This is a genomic window from Agromyces larvae, from assembly GCF_022811705.1.
Lineage (GTDB): Bacteria > Actinomycetota > Actinomycetes > Actinomycetales > Microbacteriaceae > Agromyces > Agromyces larvae.
Map to the genome: position 1 here is coordinate 1775286 of NZ_CP094528.1, position 18137 is coordinate 1793422.

General features: G+C 70.5%; 19 protein-coding genes and 1 tRNA gene. 5 read left to right on the top strand and 15 right to left on the bottom strand.

What is annotated here, in order from left to right; translation table 11 throughout:
* Nucleotides 1-13: 13 nt before the first annotated feature.
* The 5 genes from MTO99_RS08450 to MTO99_RS08470 all read right to left on the bottom strand — a co-directional run bounded on the left by MTO99_RS08450 (nucleotide 14) and on the right by MTO99_RS08470 (nucleotide 4619).
* The gene (locus tag MTO99_RS08450; RefSeq protein ID WP_243558375.1) at nucleotides 14-892 is read right to left on the bottom strand and encodes a carbohydrate kinase family protein; all 879 of its coding nucleotides are present in this window, start codon (nucleotides 890-892) and stop codon (nucleotides 14-16) included.
* Nucleotides 889-1731, bottom strand: a complete 843-nt coding sequence (locus MTO99_RS08455; RefSeq protein WP_243558377.1) for a carbohydrate ABC transporter permease — start codon at nucleotides 1729-1731, stop codon at nucleotides 889-891. Before MTO99_RS08455 ends, MTO99_RS08450 begins: the two co-directional genes overlap by 4 nt.
* On the bottom strand, nucleotides 1724-2716 hold the full coding sequence (locus tag MTO99_RS08460) for a carbohydrate ABC transporter permease (protein WP_149161425.1): 993 nt from the start codon (nucleotides 2714-2716) through the stop codon (nucleotides 1724-1726). The genes MTO99_RS08455 and MTO99_RS08460 overlap by 8 nt, the downstream gene beginning before the upstream one ends.
* Nucleotides 2717-2808: 92 nt before the next feature.
* On the bottom strand, nucleotides 2809-4134 hold the full coding sequence (locus MTO99_RS08465; RefSeq protein ID WP_243558379.1) for an ABC transporter substrate-binding protein: 1326 nt from the start codon (nucleotides 4132-4134) through the stop codon (nucleotides 2809-2811).
* A gap of 131 nt (nucleotides 4135-4265) precedes the next feature.
* The gene (locus tag MTO99_RS08470) at nucleotides 4266-4619 is read right to left on the bottom strand and encodes a hypothetical protein (protein WP_243558380.1); all 354 of its coding nucleotides are present in this window, start codon (nucleotides 4617-4619) and stop codon (nucleotides 4266-4268) included.
* 119 nt (nucleotides 4620-4738) lie between these two features.
* Between MTO99_RS08470 and gnd the strand changes: the two genes are divergently transcribed.
* Both gnd and MTO99_RS08480 read left to right on the top strand, forming a co-directional pair.
* Nucleotides 4739-6205 (top strand): NADP-dependent phosphogluconate dehydrogenase, encoded by a 1467-nt coding sequence (gene gnd / locus MTO99_RS08475; RefSeq protein ID WP_149161422.1) that lies wholly within the window; start codon nucleotides 4739-4741, stop codon nucleotides 6203-6205.
* Between the two features lie 70 nt (nucleotides 6206-6275).
* Nucleotides 6276-6653 carry a hypothetical protein gene (locus tag MTO99_RS08480; protein ID WP_243558381.1) on the top strand — a complete coding sequence of 126 codons (378 nt, stop codon included), beginning with the start codon at nucleotides 6276-6278 and terminating at the stop codon, nucleotides 6651-6653.
* Between the two features lie 14 nt (nucleotides 6654-6667).
* On the opposite strand, the gene MTO99_RS08485 is transcribed toward MTO99_RS08480, so the two are convergent.
* The 5 genes from MTO99_RS08485 to MTO99_RS08505 form a co-directional block, all read right to left on the bottom strand.
* A complete protein-coding gene (locus tag MTO99_RS08485; RefSeq protein ID WP_243558383.1) occupies nucleotides 6668-7138 on the bottom strand; it encodes a hypothetical protein in 471 nt (156 codons plus the stop codon).
* 1 nt (nucleotide 7139) lies between these two features.
* Nucleotides 7140-8843, bottom strand: a complete 1704-nt coding sequence (locus MTO99_RS08490) for a long-chain-fatty-acid--CoA ligase (RefSeq protein WP_243558384.1) — start codon at nucleotides 8841-8843, stop codon at nucleotides 7140-7142.
* Nucleotides 8844-8852: 9 nt separating this feature from the next.
* Complete coding sequence (locus MTO99_RS08495; RefSeq protein WP_149161418.1) at nucleotides 8853-9830, bottom strand: ribose-phosphate diphosphokinase; 978 nt, start codon at nucleotides 9828-9830, stop codon at nucleotides 8853-8855.
* 32 nt (nucleotides 9831-9862) lie between these two features.
* Entirely contained in the window at nucleotides 9863-11305 is a 1443-nt protein-coding gene (gene glmU, locus MTO99_RS08500; protein ID WP_243558386.1) for a bifunctional UDP-N-acetylglucosamine diphosphorylase/glucosamine-1-phosphate N-acetyltransferase GlmU, read from the bottom strand.
* 1 nt (nucleotide 11306) lies between these two features.
* A tRNA-Gln gene (locus MTO99_RS08505) sits at nucleotides 11307-11378 on the bottom strand.
* Nucleotides 11379-11496: 118 nt separating this feature from the next.
* On the opposite strand from MTO99_RS08505, the gene MTO99_RS08510 reads away from it, so the two are divergent.
* The 3 genes from MTO99_RS08510 (at nucleotide 11497) to MTO99_RS08520 (ending at nucleotide 14054) form a co-directional block, all read left to right on the top strand.
* Complete coding sequence (locus MTO99_RS08510; RefSeq protein ID WP_243558388.1) at nucleotides 11497-11988, top strand: MarR family winged helix-turn-helix transcriptional regulator; 492 nt, start codon at nucleotides 11497-11499, stop codon at nucleotides 11986-11988.
* 37 nt (nucleotides 11989-12025) lie between these two features.
* Nucleotides 12026-12541 (top strand): hypothetical protein, encoded by a 516-nt coding sequence (locus MTO99_RS08515; protein ID WP_243558390.1) that lies wholly within the window; start codon nucleotides 12026-12028, stop codon nucleotides 12539-12541.
* 88 nt (nucleotides 12542-12629) lie between these two features.
* Entirely contained in the window at nucleotides 12630-14054 is a 1425-nt protein-coding gene (locus tag MTO99_RS08520; RefSeq protein WP_243558391.1) for an HNH endonuclease signature motif containing protein, read from the top strand.
* A 34-nt stretch (nucleotides 14055-14088) separates the two neighbouring features.
* On the opposite strand, the gene MTO99_RS08525 is transcribed toward MTO99_RS08520, so the two are convergent.
* From MTO99_RS08525 to MTO99_RS08545, 5 genes are all read right to left on the bottom strand, one after another.
* Nucleotides 14089-14535: a hypothetical protein gene (locus tag MTO99_RS08525; protein ID WP_243558392.1), complete on the bottom strand. Its 447-nt coding sequence runs from the start codon at nucleotides 14533-14535 to the stop codon at nucleotides 14089-14091.
* Nucleotides 14536-14647: 112 nt separating this feature from the next.
* On the bottom strand, nucleotides 14648-15307 hold the full coding sequence (locus tag MTO99_RS08530) for a methionine ABC transporter permease (RefSeq protein ID WP_243558394.1): 660 nt from the start codon (nucleotides 15305-15307) through the stop codon (nucleotides 14648-14650).
* An 82-nt stretch (nucleotides 15308-15389) separates the two neighbouring features.
* The gene (locus MTO99_RS08535; protein WP_243558396.1) at nucleotides 15390-16418 is read right to left on the bottom strand and encodes a methionine ABC transporter ATP-binding protein; all 1029 of its coding nucleotides are present in this window, start codon (nucleotides 16416-16418) and stop codon (nucleotides 15390-15392) included.
* Between the two features lie 110 nt (nucleotides 16419-16528).
* A complete protein-coding gene (locus MTO99_RS08540) occupies nucleotides 16529-17437 on the bottom strand; it encodes a MetQ/NlpA family ABC transporter substrate-binding protein (RefSeq protein WP_243558397.1) in 909 nt (302 codons plus the stop codon).
* Between the two features lie 233 nt (nucleotides 17438-17670).
* Entirely contained in the window at nucleotides 17671-18066 is a 396-nt protein-coding gene (locus tag MTO99_RS08545; protein ID WP_243558398.1) for a RidA family protein, read from the bottom strand.
* Nucleotides 18067-18137: the final 71 nt, after the last annotated feature.

Consider the following 18137-nt stretch of genomic DNA (forward strand, 5'->3'; position numbering starts at 1 on the left):
CCCTTTCACCGGTTCAAGGCCGGGAGGTCGAGATCGGATCCGCCGCGAACGGGACGGCGCTTCGCCCGTCGAGGGCGTGAGTCGATTGGGCTGCCACCGCGGCCGCCGCGGCCGCGGCCTCGACCAGCGGCGAGCCTCGCACCACGGCTGCGAGGAGTGCGCCATGGAAGACGTCGCCGGCGCCGAGCGTCGAGACCGGCTCGACCTCGACGGCGGGCACGTGCACGACGGCGTCGCCGTCGAGCACCTCGGCGCCGTCGGACCCGGAGGTCGCGACGACTCGGAAGGCCCCCGCGTCGCGCGCGGCGCGCAACGCAGTCGCCGGATCGGCGCCGAACCGCGCGGTGAGCACCGCGAGCGTCGGCGCGTAGAGCTGCACGCCGGCCAGGTCGAGCGCGTCGACGGGGTTGCCGTCGTCGATGCTGAGTCGCAGACCGGGCCGCTCCACGATGGCCGCCCGAGCGGCCGCATACCCCGTCTGGTCGACGTGCAGCCACTCGACGTCGGCCGGGAGATCACGGATGTCACGGGCCACCGGCTCAGCCGACGCCGACGTGACGATCGTGCGCGCGCCCGAGCCGCGTTCGACGAGCACGACGCTGCGCGCCGTCGTCGCGTCGCGATCGGTGCGCAGCAGGGTCGTGTCGACGCCCTCGGACTCCAGCGCGGCCCGCGCCTCGCGGCCGGCCTCGTCGTCGCCCACCACGCCTGCGAACCCGACCGGCACGCCGAGCCGCGCGAGCGTCACGGCGGCCGTCGCGGCGGGCCCCCCGCCCGCCACGACGAACTGTTCGGCGACGACTCGCTCGTCGCGACCCGGCAACGCATCGACCAGCGCGATGGTGTCGACGGTCACCGAGCCCACGCAGACCACGGTCGGCACGGCGGTCACTTGACGGCCCCCGCCGTGAGGCCGGCGACGAGGTAGCGCTGGAGGATCAGGAAGCCGACGACGATCGGCACGCTCACCACGAGCGATGCGGCCATCACCTGGTTCCAGTACACGTTGACCTCGGTGGAGTAGGCCTGCAGACCGATCGAGAGCGTGCGGGTCTCGTTGTTCGTCATCTGCGAGGCGAACAGGATCTCGCCCCAGGCCGTCATGAACGAGTACACGGCGACCGCGATGATGCCGGGCCGGGCCGACGGCAGCACGACGCGGAAGAGCGCGCCCATCGCCGTCGTGCCGTCGACGCGCGCGGCCTCGTCGAGGTCGCGGGGAATGCCGTCCATGTAGCTCGCCAGCATCCAGATCGAGAACGGCAGCGTGAAGGTGAGGTACGTCACGATGAGGCCGGCCTGGGTCTGGTAGAAGAACTGGAACCCGAGCGCGCGGTCGATGTTCACGAAGATGATGAACAGCGGCAGCAGGAACAGGATGCCGGGGAACATCTGCGTCGACAGCACCACGCCCGAGAACGCACCGCGACCGCGGAAGCGGTAGCGGGAGATCGCGTAGGAGGCGAAGATCGCGATGATCACGCTCGCGGCCGTGGCGCAGACCGAGACGACGAGGCTGTTCCAGAAGTAGTGCGCGAGCGGCACCGTCGACCAGATGTCGATGAACGGCTGGATGGTGAGCTCGCTCGGCCACCACTCCCACGGACCCTGCACGTCGCCGAGGGGCTTCAGCGACGACGACATCATGACGTACAGCGGCACAGCCGTGAACAGCACGAGCGGAACGAGCACCACCCAGCGGAAGATCTTGAACGAGCGCGGCTCATGCATCGCGGCGCACCTTTCTGTTCCAGACCGCCCAGAGTGCGGCGACGAGGATGAGGAAGAGCATCAGCAGCACGCTCATCGCGGCGCCGAGTCCGAAGTTCCACTGGATGAACGAGCTCTGGTAGATGTTCACGACCAGCAGGTTGGCGCTGTCGGCCGGTCTGGCGCCGAACAGCACGAATGGCGTGTTGAACTCGCGGAAGGTCCACAGGAACAGCAGGAGCAGCAGCACGGAGTTGATCGGCCGCATGAGTCCGAGCGTGATGTGGCGCATCTGCTGCCAGACGCTCGCGCCGTCGATCGCGGCCGCCTCGTAGAGCTCTTCGGGGATGCCCTGCATGCCGGCCATCGTCATGAGGAACGCGAACGGCCACTGCTGCCAGACCGAGACGATGACGAGCGACCAGAAGGCGTTGTCGCCGATGAGCCAGAACGGCGCGGTGTCGGTGAGGTGCAGATTGTCGACGAGCAGTTCGTTGAGCAGGCCAGTGTCGCGCTGGAAGATGAACTTCCACGTGATGATGCCGGCGTACGCGGGGATCGCATAGGGGATGAGGAAGAGCGTGCGCAGGAACCCGCGTCCTCGGAAGCTGCGCTGCAGCACGATCGAGGCCGCCATGCCGAAGAGCCAGGACGACCCGACGGTCAGGATCGTGAAGGCCAGCGTCACGCCGAACGACCGCGCGAGCTGGGCGCCGAGCGGGTTCTGGAAGTCGAGTGCGATCTGGAAGTTGCCGAATCCGACGAACGGCGCGCTCAGCCAGTTGGTGATGTAGAACTGCGTGAGCTGGATGAAGCTCATCCAGACGCCGACCACCATCGGGACCACGTGCACGAGCAGTTCGAACACGATCGCCGGCAGGATGAGCAGGTAGGGAGTGATCCGGCCCCAACTGAGCCGTCGTGAACGTCGCGGGGACGGCGTACCGGTCGTGACGGGACGCGGCGCCTTCGCTGCGGCCTCGTGCTCGACGAGTGTGCTTGACATTCGTTCTCCTGTCGTGGGCGCCGTCCCGGCCGGAGGGCCGGGACGGCGCCGGTGAGGTCGGAGGTCGCGCCGACGACCGCCGGCGCGGCCCGTCAGCTGGTGGCCATCTTCTGCTGCGCCTCGTTCAGCATCGCTTCGATATCCGCGTCGGTGGGCGTCGCGCCGGTCGCCGCCTCGGCGAAGAGCGCGACCACGCCGCCGCCGACGTTCGCCTGGTAGGCGGACACGGTCGGCACCTGCGACATCGGAATGGCGTGGTCGGCGAGGATCAGGCTCCACATGTCCATGAGCTCGGGGAAGTCCTCATAGGCCGAGGCGGGGACGTCCTTCAGCGGGGGCAGCGTGCCGTACGCCTTGTTCAGGGTCTCGGACACCTCGGGGCTGGTCATGAACTTCACGAACTCGAGCGCGGCTTCCTTGTGCTTCGTGTTCTTGAAGACCGAGATGTTCGTGCCGGCGATGAAGCTGCCGACCTCGTCGCCGCCCGCCGGAGCCGGCACGGGCACGACGCCGTACTGCGACGGGTCCATGCCGTTGGCCTGGAGCGCCGCCACGTTGCCGGTCTGCGCCATGTACATGCCCGCTTTGCCCGCCGCGAACTCGCTGGTCGCCTGGGTGCCGTCGGTGAACTGCGCGTTCGACGGGTTCATGACCTTGGCTTCGGACATCAGGTCGAGGTACTGGCGTACGCCCGCGATGTTCTCGTCGGTGACGAAGTCGGGCTCACCGGCCTTGTCGAACGGCGAGCCGCCCGCCTGGGCCGTGAAGATGTACTGGATGTGCATGGCCACGTTCACGGTGCCGGCCGGCGCGACGATGCCCCAGGTGTCGGTGGCGGGGTCGGTGATCGCCTTCGCGGCGTCGACGAGTTCCTCCCACGTGGTGGGCGCCTCGAGGTTCTTCGCCTCGAAGAGCGCCTTGTTGTAGAAGAGGCCGTAGACCTGGCTGTAGAGGGGCAGGGACGTCGGCGCAACGCCCTCGGGCCCGGTCGTCTGCCACGCGGATTCGAGGAACTTGTCCTTGCCGCCGACGGCCTCGAGGTCCTCGCCCTCGAACGGCAGGAATGCGCCGGTCGTGTTCAGCGTGGTGGCGTTCGTGTTGCCGATGTTGACGACGTCGGGGCCCTGGCCCGAGACGGCCGCCGCGAGCGTGTTGTTCGTCATGTCGCTCCACGGGATGACCTCGAGGTCGACCGTGATGCCCGTCTGCTCCTCGAACTTGTCGAGCTCGGGCTGGAGGATCTCGACGTCCGCGTCGAGGCTGGGGCCCTGGTTCGTGGCCCAGTACTTGATGGTGGTGCCCGCGAACGGCTTGCTGGCGTCGGTCGGCGCAGGACTCTCGCCGCTCTGGGCGCATCCGGCGAGACCGACCGTGAGTGCCAACACGGCCGCGCCCGCTGTGAGGATTCGGATCTTCATTGAGCGAACTCCCTGGGTGAGGTGGCTTCGGGGAGCTGCAGGACCGGCTCCCCTTCGAGGTCACCATTGAAACACTCACAAAAAATGTTGTCAATAGAACATTCTACGTGCGATTGCGCGCGCTGCAGGCGTCACCCGACGAGCCCGCCCACGAGGACCACGAGCAGCTGGGCGGCAGCCACCAAGACCGGAAGCAACAGGACGAGCAGCACCGACCCGACGGTCGACACGATCACCGGCAGTCGATCGGATCCGGCCCGCCTGCCCGCCCGCACGAGGGCGATGACGCCGTACACCACCGAAACCACGGCGAGCAGGGCGACGATCGGCACCAGCAAGGGGATGAACATCACCCCGGCCCGATGCACCGCATCGCTCGGCACGAGTCGCACGATCAGGGCGAGCGCGATGCCGGCGCCCGCAACGCCGAGGGCCCACAGGAAAAACTCGCGGGAACGGATGGCAGGAGAGGTCGTCGTTGACACATTTACCAGTCTACTGGTTCGGAAACTCACATTCTCGGTCGCTCCGCGCAACGCCGCGCAACGCAACACACCGCCCGACTACGCTGGACTCATCCCGCATTTCTCCCGAGGAGTTCTCCGTGCCTGAAACCGCAAGCGCCAACATCGGGGTCGTCGGCCTCGCCGTCATGGGCTCGAACCTGGCCCGCAACCTCGCCAGCCGCGAGGGCAACACGGTGGCCGTGTTCAACCGCTCCCCCGAGCGCACCCGCACCCTGGTCGACGAGCACCCCGAGGCCGGCTTCATCGCGTCCGAGAGCTACGACGAGTTCGTCGCCTCGCTGCAGAAGCCGCGTACGGCGGTCATCATGGTGCAGGCCGGCAAGGGCACCGACGCGGTCATCTCCGAACTCACCGCCCGCTTCGAGCCGGGCGACATCATCGTCGACGGCGGCAACGCGAACTTCCACGACACCATCCGCCGCGAGGCCGAGGTGCGCTCGCACGGCCTGCACTTCGTCGGCATGGGCGTCTCGGGCGGCGAAGAGGGCGCGCTCAACGGCCCGTCGCTCATGCCCGGCGGCACCGCCGAGTCGTACGAGACCCTCGGCCCGATCCTGCGCACGATCGCGGCGAAGGCCCCCGAGGACGGCGAGCCGTGCGTGACCCACGTCGGCACCGACGGCGCCGGCCACTTCGTGAAGATGGTGCACAACGGCATCGAGTACGCCGACATGCAGCTCATCGCCGAGGCGTACGACCTCATCCGCCAGGGCACCGGCAAGAGCCCGGCCGAGATCGCCGACATCTTCGCCGCGTGGAACACCGGCGAACTCGAGAGCTACCTCATCGAGATCACCGCCGAGGTGCTGCGCCAGGTCGACGCCGCCACCGGCGAGCCGCTCGTCGACGTCATCCTCGACGCCGCGGGCGCGAAGGGCACCGGCGCCTGGACGGTGCAGAACGCCCTCGACCTGGGCGTGCCGACCTCGGGCATCGCCGAGGCCGTGTTCGCCCGCTCGCTGTCGTCGAAGGCCGCACAGCGCGAGGCATCCGCCGACCTGCCCGGCCCGGCCGAGGCGTGGACGGTCGCGCCCGAGGACGCCGACGCCTTCATCGAGGACGTGCGCCGCGCCCTGTACGCGTCGAAGATCATCGCCTACTCGCAGGGCTTCGACGAGATCATCTCGGGCGCCGAGCAGTTCGGCTGGAACATCGACAAGGGCGAGATCGCGAAGATCTGGCGAGCCGGATGCATCATCCGCGCGCGGTTCCTCAACCGCATCGCCGAGGCGTACGCCGACGACCCCAGCCTCGTCGCGCTGGTCGTGGCGCCGTACTTCCGCGACGCGATCGCGGGCGCCCAGGAGAGCTGGCGCCGCGTCGTGCAGATCGCCGCGGGCGCAGGCATCCCGACCCCGGCGTTCTCATCGTCGCTCGCCTACTACGACGGCCTGCGCGCGAAGCGCCTGCCGGCCGCGCTCATCCAGGGGCAGCGCGACTTCTTCGGCGCGCACACCTACCGTCGCATCGACAAGGACGGCGTGTTCCACACGCTCTGGTCGGGCGACCGCACCGAGATCGAGACCGAGCCCAGCTGGCACTGAGCCCCGGCTCTCCCGAACCGGGCGTCGGAGCCCGGCGACGAGCAGGTCGCCGGGCTACGATGGTGCTCCCATGAGCACCGATCCGATGGCCGACGACTGGCATCCCGAGCTCGCCGGCGACGGCGACGCCGAGTGGCCGGTCCGCGGCGACCGACGGCGGCGGATGCTCCGCGCGGTCGTGTTCGTGGCGCTCGCGGCCATGGTGCTGCCGCTCGTGCTCTCGCTCTACGGTGTGGCGCACAACGCCGCCGCCCGGTCGTGCGCGTCGCTCGCGCAGGCGTTCGACGCGCGCGCGACCGGCGCGCACGTGGCGTTCGACCTCTTCGCCCCCGGCGGGCCGGGCTGGCTGTGCTACGCCGAGTCCGAGCACGAGAGCCGACTGGTGGCGAATCTCGGCATCATCCCCGGGCCGCCGCGCTTCGTCGACGGGCCGGGCCGCGACGTCTGACCCGGCCGCGACGTTCAGCCCTCGGGCTCGAGGAACACCCGCTTGTAGCTGCGCCCGTCGGGCAGTTCGACGGTGCGCGCCTCGAGCAGCCCGCGCGACACCCGCTGGTAGATCGCCTGCGGGGTCACGCCGAGCTGCTTCGCCGCCTCCGCGACCGAGAGCCCCGGCAGGTCGACGGGTTTCGACGACGGCCGGTCGCGCTTGCGGCGCCGGCTCGCCTCCTGCCGCCGGGCGATGGCGTCGTCGTCGCCCGCCCACCGGTACTTCGCCGCGGACGGGCTGAGGCCCGCAGCATCCGCGACGTCCTCCCAGGTCGCGCCCGAGGCGACCGCCTCGCGCACCGCGGCGAGCGCGGCCGGGTCGGCTTCGAGGGCGGCCACGAGCGAACGGATGCCTCGGAGCCGCTCGAGCGGCGGAGCATCCGCGTCGTCGAGCGCGACGAGACGCGCGAGCGCCGCAGCCGTTCCCTCCGACAGGAACCCCATCTCAGCCGTTCAGCAGCCCGGTGCGCACCTGGCGCCGCAGCACCTTGCCGATCTGCGACTTCGGCAGCTCGTCGGCCTGCACCACGCGCCTGGGCACCTTGTAGGGCGTCAGCGCGTCGCGCGCGAAGGTGCGGATCGCCTCGGCGTCGAAGGCCGCGCCCTCGCGGAGCACCACGACGGCGACCACCTGCTCGCCGGAGTGCTCATCGGGCAGCCCGACGACCGCGCAGTCGTCGATGTCGGGGTGCTTGCACAGCGCCTCCTCGACCTCGGTCGGCGCGACGTTGAAGCCGCCGGTGATGATGAGCTCCTTGATGCGGTCGACGATCCGCACGAAGCCGGCGTCGTCGATCGCGACGATGTCACCCGTGCGGAACCACGGCGAACCGCCGTCGGGGTCGTCGACGAACACCGCCTCGGTCTCCTCGGGCTTCTTCCAGTAGCCCTGGAACACCTGCGGACCGCGCACGACGAGCTCGCCGCGCTCGCCCTGCGGCACGTCGGTCATGGGGTCGTCGGGGTCGACGACCCGGCACTCGGTCGACGGCAGCGGCAGGCCGACCGTGCCCGCCCGGCGGTTGTCGGCCACCGGGTTGGCCATCAGCACGGGCGAGCACTCGCTGAGACCGTAGCCCTCGACGAGGTATCCGCCGGTGCGCTCCTCCCAGGGCTCGACCACGTCGGTCGACAGCGCCATCGCACCCGAGATCGCAATCTGGATGCCCGCGAGCGACACGCCCTGCGCATCGGCGGCCTGCGTGAGCCGCTTGTAGATCGGCGGCACCGCCGGCAGGAACGTCGCCGGGCGCTTCTTCACGACCTTCAGGATGAGGTCGGCGTCGGGCTTCGGGAACAGCACCAGCCGCGCACCCATGCTCATCGCGAACGTCAGGCAGAGGGTGAGCCCGTACGCGTGGAACATCGGCAGCACCGCGTAGACGACCGCGGTGCCGCGCGGCACCTGCGGCACCCAGGCCCGCGCCTGCGCCGCGTTCGCGAGCAGGTTGCCGTGCGTGAGGGTCGCCCCCTTCGGGTTGCCCGTCGTGCCGCTCGTGTACTGGATGAGGGCGACGTCGTCGACGCCGGGCGTGAAGATGTGCGGGTCGATGGGGTCGGCTTCGACCAGCTGCTCCCAGCGCACCGTGCCGCGCACCTTCGTCGTGAGGGCGTCGCGCGACTCGCGCGCCTTCGCGATCGGCAGACGCAGCGCCGCGCGGGTCGCGAACGGCATCGCCCGGGTCACGTCGACCGAGACGACCGTCGGCACCGCGACATCCGCCGGGAAGCCCTGGATGGTCTCCACCGTCTTGTCCCACGCGATCGCCACGCGCGCGCCGTGGTCCTCGAACTGGTGGCGCAGCTCGCGCGGCGTGTACAGCGGGTTGTGCTCGACGACGATCGCGCCGAGCCGCAGCACCGCGTAGAACGCGACGATGTGCTGCGGGCAGTTCGGCAGCACGATCGCGACCGGGTCGCCCTTCTGCACGCCGAGCAGCCGCAGGCCCTCGGCGGCGCGCTCGATCTGCGCGCCGAGGTCGGCGTAGGTCGTCTCGCGGCCGAAGAACTCGAGTGCGGGCCGGTCGGGGTACTGCGCGACCGACTCGCGGATGAGGTCGTAGAGGGAGCCCTCGGCGGCGTCGATGTCGTCGGGCACCCCCTCGGCGTAGCTGTCGAGCCAGGGACGCGGGGTCGAGGTGGTGCTCACCGATGCATCCTACGCGGCGCCGTCGAACATGCTCGTCACCGAGCCGTCTTCGAAGATCTCCTTGATCGCGCGCGCCAGCAGCGGCGCGATCGGGAGCACCGTCAGACGGTCCCAGCGCTTGTCCTCGGGGACGGGCAGGGTGTCGGTGACGACGACCCGGTCGATCACGTCGGACTGCAGGATCTCGACCGCGGGCGGCGAGAACACCGCGTGCGTCGCCGCGACCACGACGCCCGTGGCGCCGTTCGCCTTCAGCGCCTCGGCCGCTTTCACGATGGTGCGGCCGGTGTCGATGAGGTCGTCGACGAGCAGGCACACCCGGCCCTCGACGGTGCCGACGATCTCGTGCACCGAGACCTGGTTCGGCACCAGCGGGTCGCGGCGCTTGTGGATGATGGCCAGCGGCGCACCGAGCTTGTCGCTCCAGATGTCGGCGACGCGCACCCGGCCCATGTCGGGCGAGACGACGGTGAGCGTCGACGGGTCGAGCGTCTCTTTGAACTCGTTGAGCAGCACCGGCATCGCGAACAGGTGGTCGACCGGGCCGTCGAAGAAGCCCTGGATCTGCGCGGCGTGCAGGTCGACGCTCATGATGCGGTCGGCCCCGGCGGCCTTGAACAGGTCGGCGACCAGGCGGGCCGAGATCGGCTCGCGGCCGCGGCCCTTCTTGTCTTGACGCGCGTAGGGGTAGAACGGCGCGACCACGGTGATGCGCTTCGCGGAGGCCCGCTTCAACGCGTCGACCATGATGAGCTGCTCCATGAGCCACTCGTTGATGGGCGACGTGTGCGACTGGATCACGAACGCGTCGGCGCCGCGCACGCTCTCGTCGTAGCGGGCGTAGATCTCGCCGTTCGCGAAGGTGCGCGCATCGGTGGGCACCAGTTCACTGCCGAGCTCCTCGGCGATCGACTCGGCGAGCGCGGGATGCGCACGGCCCGAGACCAGCACCAGTCGTTTGGATCCGGCGGTCTCGATTCCCGACATGTGTGCTGTCCTTCCGCCGGCCCCGGCCGGGCTCAGTCGGTGCCGTTCTCGCCCTGCCCGGCCTGCGCCGCGGCCTCCGCGGCAGCGGTGCCGGCCCGGTGGGCGAGGACCCACCCTTCGATGTTGCGCTGCGGCGCGACGTTCACCGCGAGAGACCCGGCAGGGACGTCCTTTCGGACGACCGTGCCCGCCCCCGTGTACGCGCCGTCACCAATCCTAACGGGCGCGACGAAGACGCCGTGCGACCCCGTGCGCACGTGCGAGCCGATCTCGGTTCGGTGCTTGTTCACGCCGTCGTAGTTCGCGGTGATCGAGCCGGCGCCCACGTTCGATTCGACGCCGATCTCGGTGTCGCCGATGTAGCTGAGGTGGGGCACCTTGCTGCCGTGCCCGATCGTCGCGTTCTTCGTCTCGACGAAGGTGCCGATCTTGCCGTCGGCGCCGAGCACGGTGCCGGGCCGCAGGTAGGCGAAGGGGCCGACGGATGCTCCGTCGCCGACGACGGCGAGCGTGGCATCCGTGCGCTTCACCTCGGCGCGTGCGCCGATCTCGCAGTCGACGAGCGTGGTGTCTGGGCCGACGATCGCGCCGGCCTGCACGAGCGTCGCACCCTTCAGCTGCGTGCCCGGCCGGATGGTCGCGTCGGGCTCGATGCGCACCGCGAGGTCGATCCAGGTGGTCGCGGGGTCTTCGATCGTGACGCCCGCGAGCTGCCAGCCGCGCACGATGAGCGCGTTCAGACGGGCCGCCGTCTCGGCGAGCTGCGCGCGGTCGTTGATGCCGGCCACGAGCCACGGCTCGCTCACCGGCACCGCCTCGACCTCGCTGCCGGCCGACCGCAGCAGCCCGATCAGATCGGTCAGGTACTTCTCGCCCTGCGCGTTCTCGGTGGTGAGGTTCGCGAGCTGGTCGCGCAGCGCGCCCGCTCCGAACGCGTACACGCCCGCGTTGATCTCGTCGATCGCGCGCTCGGCATCGGACGCGTCCTTCTGCTCGACGATGCGGTCGAAGGCGCCGGATGCATCGCGCACGATGCGCCCGTAGCCGGTCGGGTCGGCGAACCGGGCGGAGAGGACGGATGCCGCGACGCCCGCCGCGCGATGCTGCTGCACGAACGCGGCGAGGGTGTCGGCGTTCAGCAGCGGCACGTCGCCGTTCAGCACCAGCACCTCGCCGTCGAAGCCCTCGGGCAGCGCCGCGAACGCGAGCTCGACGGCGCGGCCGGTGCCGGGCACCTCGTCCTGGTCGACGATCGACGTGCCGGGGAACTCGGCCTCGATCGCCTCGGCGACGAGGTCGCGTTCGTGCCGCACGACGGCGAGCACCTCGGCCGCGTCGAGCGCGCGGGCGGTGGCCAGCACGTGCGCGACGATCGGCGCACCCGCGAGGGGGTGCAGCACCTTCGGCAGCGACGACTTCATGCGCGTGCCCTGACCCGCGGCCAGGACGATGATGGCGAGGTTCTGATCGGTCATGCTCCGCCACCAGGATTCGAACCTGGTCCTCACAGCTCCAAAGGCTGTCGTGCTGCCGTTACACCATGGCGGACCGCACCGCGGGCGCGGGTCGGAACCCGCCGGGCGCGCCCTCAAGTCTGCCATGAGGCATCCGGCTGCTTCGCCCTCCGCGGACCCGCCGTCCGGAGCCTCCCTGCCAGAATGTGCTCATGGCGGACAGCGACGAAGTGGACCGGATCGTCGGCGACTGGGAGCGCGAACGCGGCGACCTCGACTTCGCGCCGCTGCAGGTGTTCTCGCGCGTCGACCGGCTCTCGAAGCACCTCGACCGCGCCCGCAAGCACGCCTTCACCCAGTCGGGCCTGGAGTCGTGGGAGTTCGACGTGCTGTCGGCGCTGCGCCGCGCCGGCGCACCGTACCGGCTCAGCCCGAAGTCGCTGCTGCAGCAGACCCTGGTCTCGAGCGGCACGATGACGAACCGCATCGACCGGCTCGTCTCGCGGGGGCTCGTGAGCCGGCAGACCGATCCGCACGACGGGCGCGGCATCCTGGTCGAGATGAGCGCGGCCGGGCTCACGCGGGTGGATGCCGCGATCACCCGGCTCGTGGACGCCGAGGCCGAACTGCTGTCGGGCCTGCCGACGACCGAGCAGCGCCGGCTCGCGGCGCTGCTGCGCAAGCTGAGCCTCGGGTTCGACTGATGCGCACCCGCGGGCGCCCCGGCCGAGCGGACCGCTGATGCCCGCGCGAGCCCGACCGGGCGTGCGGGCCCGGCGCCCGTCGGCGACGATCGTGCTGGCCGTCGCGGTCGGCGCCCTCGCCGTCGCCGCGTGGGTTGCGACGCTGCTCGTGCCGGACCCGCAGCCGCCGACGGTGGCGGCCGCCGTCGCGAAGGTCACCGCGCATCTCGATCGGATCGAGGGCACCCTGCCGACGGAGATCGTGCTCGATCGTTCGGAGGAGATCACCCGAGCCGCGTGCCCGCTCGACGGGCGCGGCGATCAGGCGGACGTGCAGCGGGTCATCCGGATCGATCCCGCGTTCGATCGGGTGGGCTGGGCCGCGGGCCTCGAGCGCGCCTTCCCCGTCGCCGACGGCTGGGTGGTGCGGGCCACGGCGCTCGAATCCCGCGAGAACCTCGGGATCCGCCTCGTCGGGCGCGACCTGATCGTGATCGACGTCACCGCCCGGGGCGGTGACGGGCAGGCACGGATCGAGATGAGGTCCACGAGCGAGTGCAGCCGGGCCGGGTGAACGGGCCGGGTGAACGGGCCGGGTGAACGGGCCGGGTGAACGGTGGAGAACTCTCGAACATATCTTCGAATCTCGGTATGCTGAGGGCATGCTCGTCGACACCGTCGCTCCTCCGGTCCGGCCCGTGGCCGGGTCCCCGGTGACGTTCGACGCGCGCTCGGCGTACGTGATCGCCCAGGACGGGCTCGACGCCTTCGTCGACGCCGCCGCACAGGCCCGCCGCATCGAGGCCATGCAGCAGTCGGTGCGGGTGGGCATCATCCATGCCGCCGTCGAGTACGCGGTGCAGCACGCCGACGCGTTCACGTCCTCCAACCTGTCGGGCGAGCGGCGCCACGAGATGGCGCGGCGGGCGGTGACGAGCGAACTCGCAACCGCCCTGCGCATCGCCGAGCGCACGATGCTGCGCCTCATCGACGAGGCGTGGTCGCTGTGCACGCAGCTGCCCGCGACCCTCGCCGCGCTCCGCGCCGGAGAGATCGACTACACGCATGCCCGCGTCATCATCGACGCCACGACCGGGCTGGGCGATGACGAGCGCTCCCGCCTCGACGGCGAGCTCTCGATTCGTGCTGCGGATGTCTCGCCGGCGACCCTGCGCCGCGTCGCGCGCCGCCTGCGCGACGAGATCCGGGCCGAGACCCTGGCCGAGCGTCACGCGGCGGCGCTCGCCGAACGTCGGCTCGAGTTCGAGCCGGCCGCCGACGGCATGGCCTGGCTGCATCTGCATCTCGATGCGTCCGACGCGATGCTGATCTGCGACCGTGTCGATCGGGTCGCCGCCGACGCGGCCGACGCCGACGACCCGCGCACCCCCGCGCAGCTCCGCGCCGACGTCGCGCGCGACCTGCTGCGTTCGGCGGTGCCGCCGGTGGGCGACGCGTTCCATGCGGCCGCCGCCACGGCACGTCCGACCGTGCACGTCACGGTGCCCGTGCTCACCCTGCTCGGCAGCGACGACGAACCCGGCGATCTCGACGGGTACGGGCCGATCGCGCCCGAGGTCGCCCGCCGGCTCGCCGCGCAGGCGCCGTCGTTCACCCGCCTGCTCACCCATCCGGTCGACGGGGTCGTGCTCGACCTCGATCGCACGGTCTACCGCCCGCCCGCCGACCTGACGAGATGGTTGCGGGTGCGCGACGAGACCTGCCGGTTCCCGGGGTGCAATCGCCGGGCGGTGCGCTGCGACCTCGACCACACCGACGACTTCGCCGACGGCGGTCGCACCGCGTTCGACAACCTCGCCCATCTCTGCCCCGGCCATCACCATCTGAAACACGAGAGCGCCTGGTCGGTGCGTCACCGTGCCGACGGCGTCCTCGAGTGGCGGTCGCTCACCGGGCGCACCTACGTCACCACGCCTGCCACGTCGATGCGGGCCCTGCCGCGAGGGGCGACGAGGGCCGCGCGGTTCCCCGACGCAGGCTCCGACCGCACCGATCGAGATCCGAATCCGGTGGGCGATGCACCGCCGACGGCCGCGCTCGGGTATCCGCCCACACCGCCGTTCTGAGCGCGCTCGCCCCACCGTGTCGCGCAGCCGACCCTCACGCGAAGTCGTCGGGCGCGAACCAGCGGATGCCTCGTGAGTGCGCGATGAACTGCGCGCGCACGCGTACCGTCTCAGCGCGGCACGCGTCGGCGAGCTCGCGCGCCCAGGCACGGTCAGCCGGGGTCGATTCGGCCGAACCGGGGCGCTCCCACACGAACACCACGCTCGCCGCACCCAGATCCTCGATCATCATGGCGAGTCGATCTGCGAGCAGCTGTGCCGCGGTGCCCGGGAATCCGCTCCCGTCGATGACGGGTTCGGTCGGGTCGTGCGGATACCCGGCCATCGGCATGATCACCGGGAGCTGCCGGTCGTCGGCGTCGAGGTACAGCGTCCACCACTGACGGCGGAAGGCGCACTGCAGCAGGTCGGTGACCCGCTCCTGCAGGGCCGCATCGGTGGTGAGCGGGATCAGGGCGGCTTCGTCAGCGGGAATCGTCATGCCGACGATGATCGGCCGAGCCGCCGCCCTGATTCCGCCGAGATGCGTCAGCTGTGGCATCCGGCGCGGCCGCCCCGCCCTGGGGAGGAGCAGACGCACCGCGCCGCGCGCGTCAGCGCCGCAGCACCTTGCGCGCGAGCAGGTTGCCGAGGAACTGCACCGCCTGCACCAGCAGGATCACGAGGATCAGCGCCGCCCACGTCACCACGGGTTCGAACTGCCGGAAGCCGTACTGGATCGCGAACGCACCGAGGCCGCCGCCGCCGATGAGCCCCGCGAGCGCCGACATGTCGACGATCGCGACGAACACGAACGTGTAGCCCAGGATCAGCGGCCCGAGCGCCTCGGGGATGACGACGGTGAGGGTGATGCGCCACGGTCCGGCACCGGCGGCCTTCGCCGCCTCGATCACACCCGGCGAGACCGTCAGCAGGTTCTGCTCGACGATCCGGCTGATGCCGAACATCGCCGCCAACGACACCATAAAGATGAACGCCGGGTCGCCGATGCCCTTGCCGACCACGAGCCTTGCGAGCGGCTGGGCCGCCGCCAGGAAGATGATGAACGGGATCGGCCGGAAGATGTTCACCAGCACGTTCAGCGTGCCGAACACGAACCGGTTCGCGAACAGGTTGCCGGCGCGGGTCGAGTACAGCCCGAGACCGATGACGAGCCCGCCGAGCCCACCGAACAGCATCGACCAGACGACGATGTTGAGGGTCTCGAGGGTCGCCTCGAAGAGCTTGGGCAGGAGGGGGATGAGCACGTCCATCACGCGACCTCCACAGCGTCCTGCGAGCACGAGGTCGCGACCGCATCGAAGCGCAGCCGGTCGACAGGGATGAGCACGTCCATCACGCGGCCTCCACGATCTCGACACGCTCGCGCAGGCGAGCGAGGGTCTCGTCGATCACCTGGTCGGATGCCTCGAGCGAGAGGGTGAGGTGACCGAACGCACGGCCCTGGATGTCGTTCACGCCGCCGTACACGAGTTCGAACGCGATGCCCGCGCGCGCCAGTTCGACGAAGACCTCGGCCTGCGCGGCACCGCCGTCGTGGAACGAGATCGTCACGATGCGGCCGTGATGCCGGGCCCGCAGCCCGGCGAGCTCGTCGGGCGAGGGCACCCCCTTGATCACCGTCGACACGAACCGACGCGACGCGGGGTGCTCGGGCCGCGAGAACACCTCGAACACCTCGCCCTGCTCGATGACCCGCCCCTGCTCCATCACGGCGACCTTGGTCGCGAGGTTCTGGATGACGTCCATCTCGTGGGTGATGACGACCATGGTGATGCCGAGGTCGCGGTTCACCGTGCGCAGCAGGTCGAGCACCTCGTGCGTGGTCTCGGGGTCGAGGGCGCTCGTCGCCTCGTCGGCGAGCAGCAGCCGCGGCGCGGTCGCGAGCGCACGGGCGATGCCGACGCGCTGCTTCTGGCCGCCCGAGAGCTGCTCGGGGTACTGCGTCGCCTTGTCGGCGAGCCCCACGAACCCGAGCAGTTCGTCGACGCGTGCCCGGATCTCGGCACGCGGTCGCCCGGCCACATGCAGCGGGTAGGCGATGTTGCCGGCGACGGTGCGCGACGAGAAGAGGTTGAACTGCTGGAAGATCATCCCGATGCCGAGCCGCTCGCGGCGCAGATCGCGCTCGGGTAGCGTCGTGAGGTCGGTGCCGGCGATCGAGATGCGGCCCGAGGTCGCGGGCTCGAGCGCGTTGACGAGCCGCACGAGCGTCGACTTGCCGGCGCCCGAGTAGCCGATGACGCCGAAGACGTCGCCCTCGTGGATGTCGAGGTCGACGTGATCGACGGCGACGACCGGGTCGCCGCCGCGCGTGGTGGGTGGGTACGTCTTCACGACGTCCCGGAGTTCGACGAGTGCCATGTGGTACCGGGGTTCCTGGGGAGGGTTCGGGGTTCATGCCGGATGACCCGGGCGAGGTTCGCACCGGGTCATCCGACGGGAGCAGAGGTGAAGCGTACTGAACCCGGGCCTCAGCCCTTGGCCGCGATGTCGGCCTGCACCTTCTTCAGCGAGGCGACCAGGTCGGCGACCGGGGTCTTCAGCAGCACCGCGGTGCCGCCGGAGTTCTCGAGCACGCCGTCCTGCACGGCCTTGGTGTCCTGGTAGATCTCCACGAGCTTCAGGTAGTCGGGGTTGTCGACGTCGTCGGCGCGGGCAGCGAAGATGTTCACGTACGGCAGCGCGTTCGGGTCGCTCGGGTCGTCCTGTGCGATCGCGTCGGATGCCTCGAGGCCCGCGTCGGCGATGAAGTCGTTGTTGATGATCGCGGCGGCCACGTCGGGCAGCGAGGTCGGGGTGAGCGTCGCCTCGAGGGTGGTCACCTTGACGCGCGACTTCGCCTCGTCGATGTCGTCGACGGTCGAGAAGATGCTGCCGCCGCCCTTCAGCGACACGAGCCCTGCCGACTGCAGCACGAGCAGGCCGCGGGCCTGGTTCGACTCGTCGTTCGGGATCGCGACGGTCTCGCCGTCGGGGATGTCCTCGACGGAGTCGTACTTCGTCGAGTAGAGGCCGAGCGGGTAGATCGCGGTGGAGCCGATGGGCTGCAGGTCTTCACCGGCGGCCTCGTTGTAGGTGGCGAGGTACACGATGTGCTGGAACTGGTTGAGGTCGATCTCGCCCTCGGTGAGCGCCGGGTTCGGCTGCGTGTACTCGGCGAAGTCGACGATCTCGACCGGGATGCCCGCGTCGGCCGCGGCCTCGGCGTAGGTGGCCCAGTACGGGTCGCTCGCGCCCACGACGCCGATGGTGATGGGCTCATCGCTCGAGCCGCCGTCGGCGGCGTCGCCCGAGGAGGCGGCGCAGCCGGCCAGGAGCGCGGCGATGGGCAGGGCGGCGAGCGCGGCGACGACGCCGCGACGGATGGTGCGCTGTGACATTGGTCCCTCTCTGGTGGGGCTCGGCCGGTCGCTGGTGGCGGTGAACGGGAAACGGCACCGGTCGCGTCGCCCGGTCGGGCGCGGATCGGTGCCGTCATGGCACGAGCTCGACGTCCACCTTAGACGAAGGATCTGCGACGCTCCGCGCGCTGTTTCGTCATGTGACGCAGGATCCTCGATACCGGTGCGGGGCGACGACGCGGTCTCCGCCCCGCGCCGGTATCGCATCGGTGCTACGCGACCGCGGTCCCGTCGAGCTCGACCAGCTGACCGGGGATCGCCAGCCGCGTCACGCCCAGCATCGTGGTCGTCGGCGCGACTCCCGCTGCTCCGAGCCTTCCGGCGAGCACCCCGTAGTGCGGGAACAGCGCGTCCACGTCGGTCGTGTAGACGTTGAGGCGAACGAGGTTCGCCAGGGACATGCCCGCCTCCGCGAGGACGGCTTCGAGGTTGTCCACGGCCAGCGCGAGCTGCGCGGCGATGTCTCCGTCGTGCTCGGGTCGACCGTCCTCGCTCATCGCGGTCTGCCCCGAGATGTGGAGGGTCCGGGTCTCACCGGTGACGGCCTCCCCCTGGTTGAATCCCAACGCCTGCGACCAGGTCACCGGATTGACTGCCGTTCGTTGCATCACGACTCCGTTCATTGCGTGTGCGAGCGCCCGGCGGCCGGATGGCCCCCGTCCTCGACGCTCGCATCCAG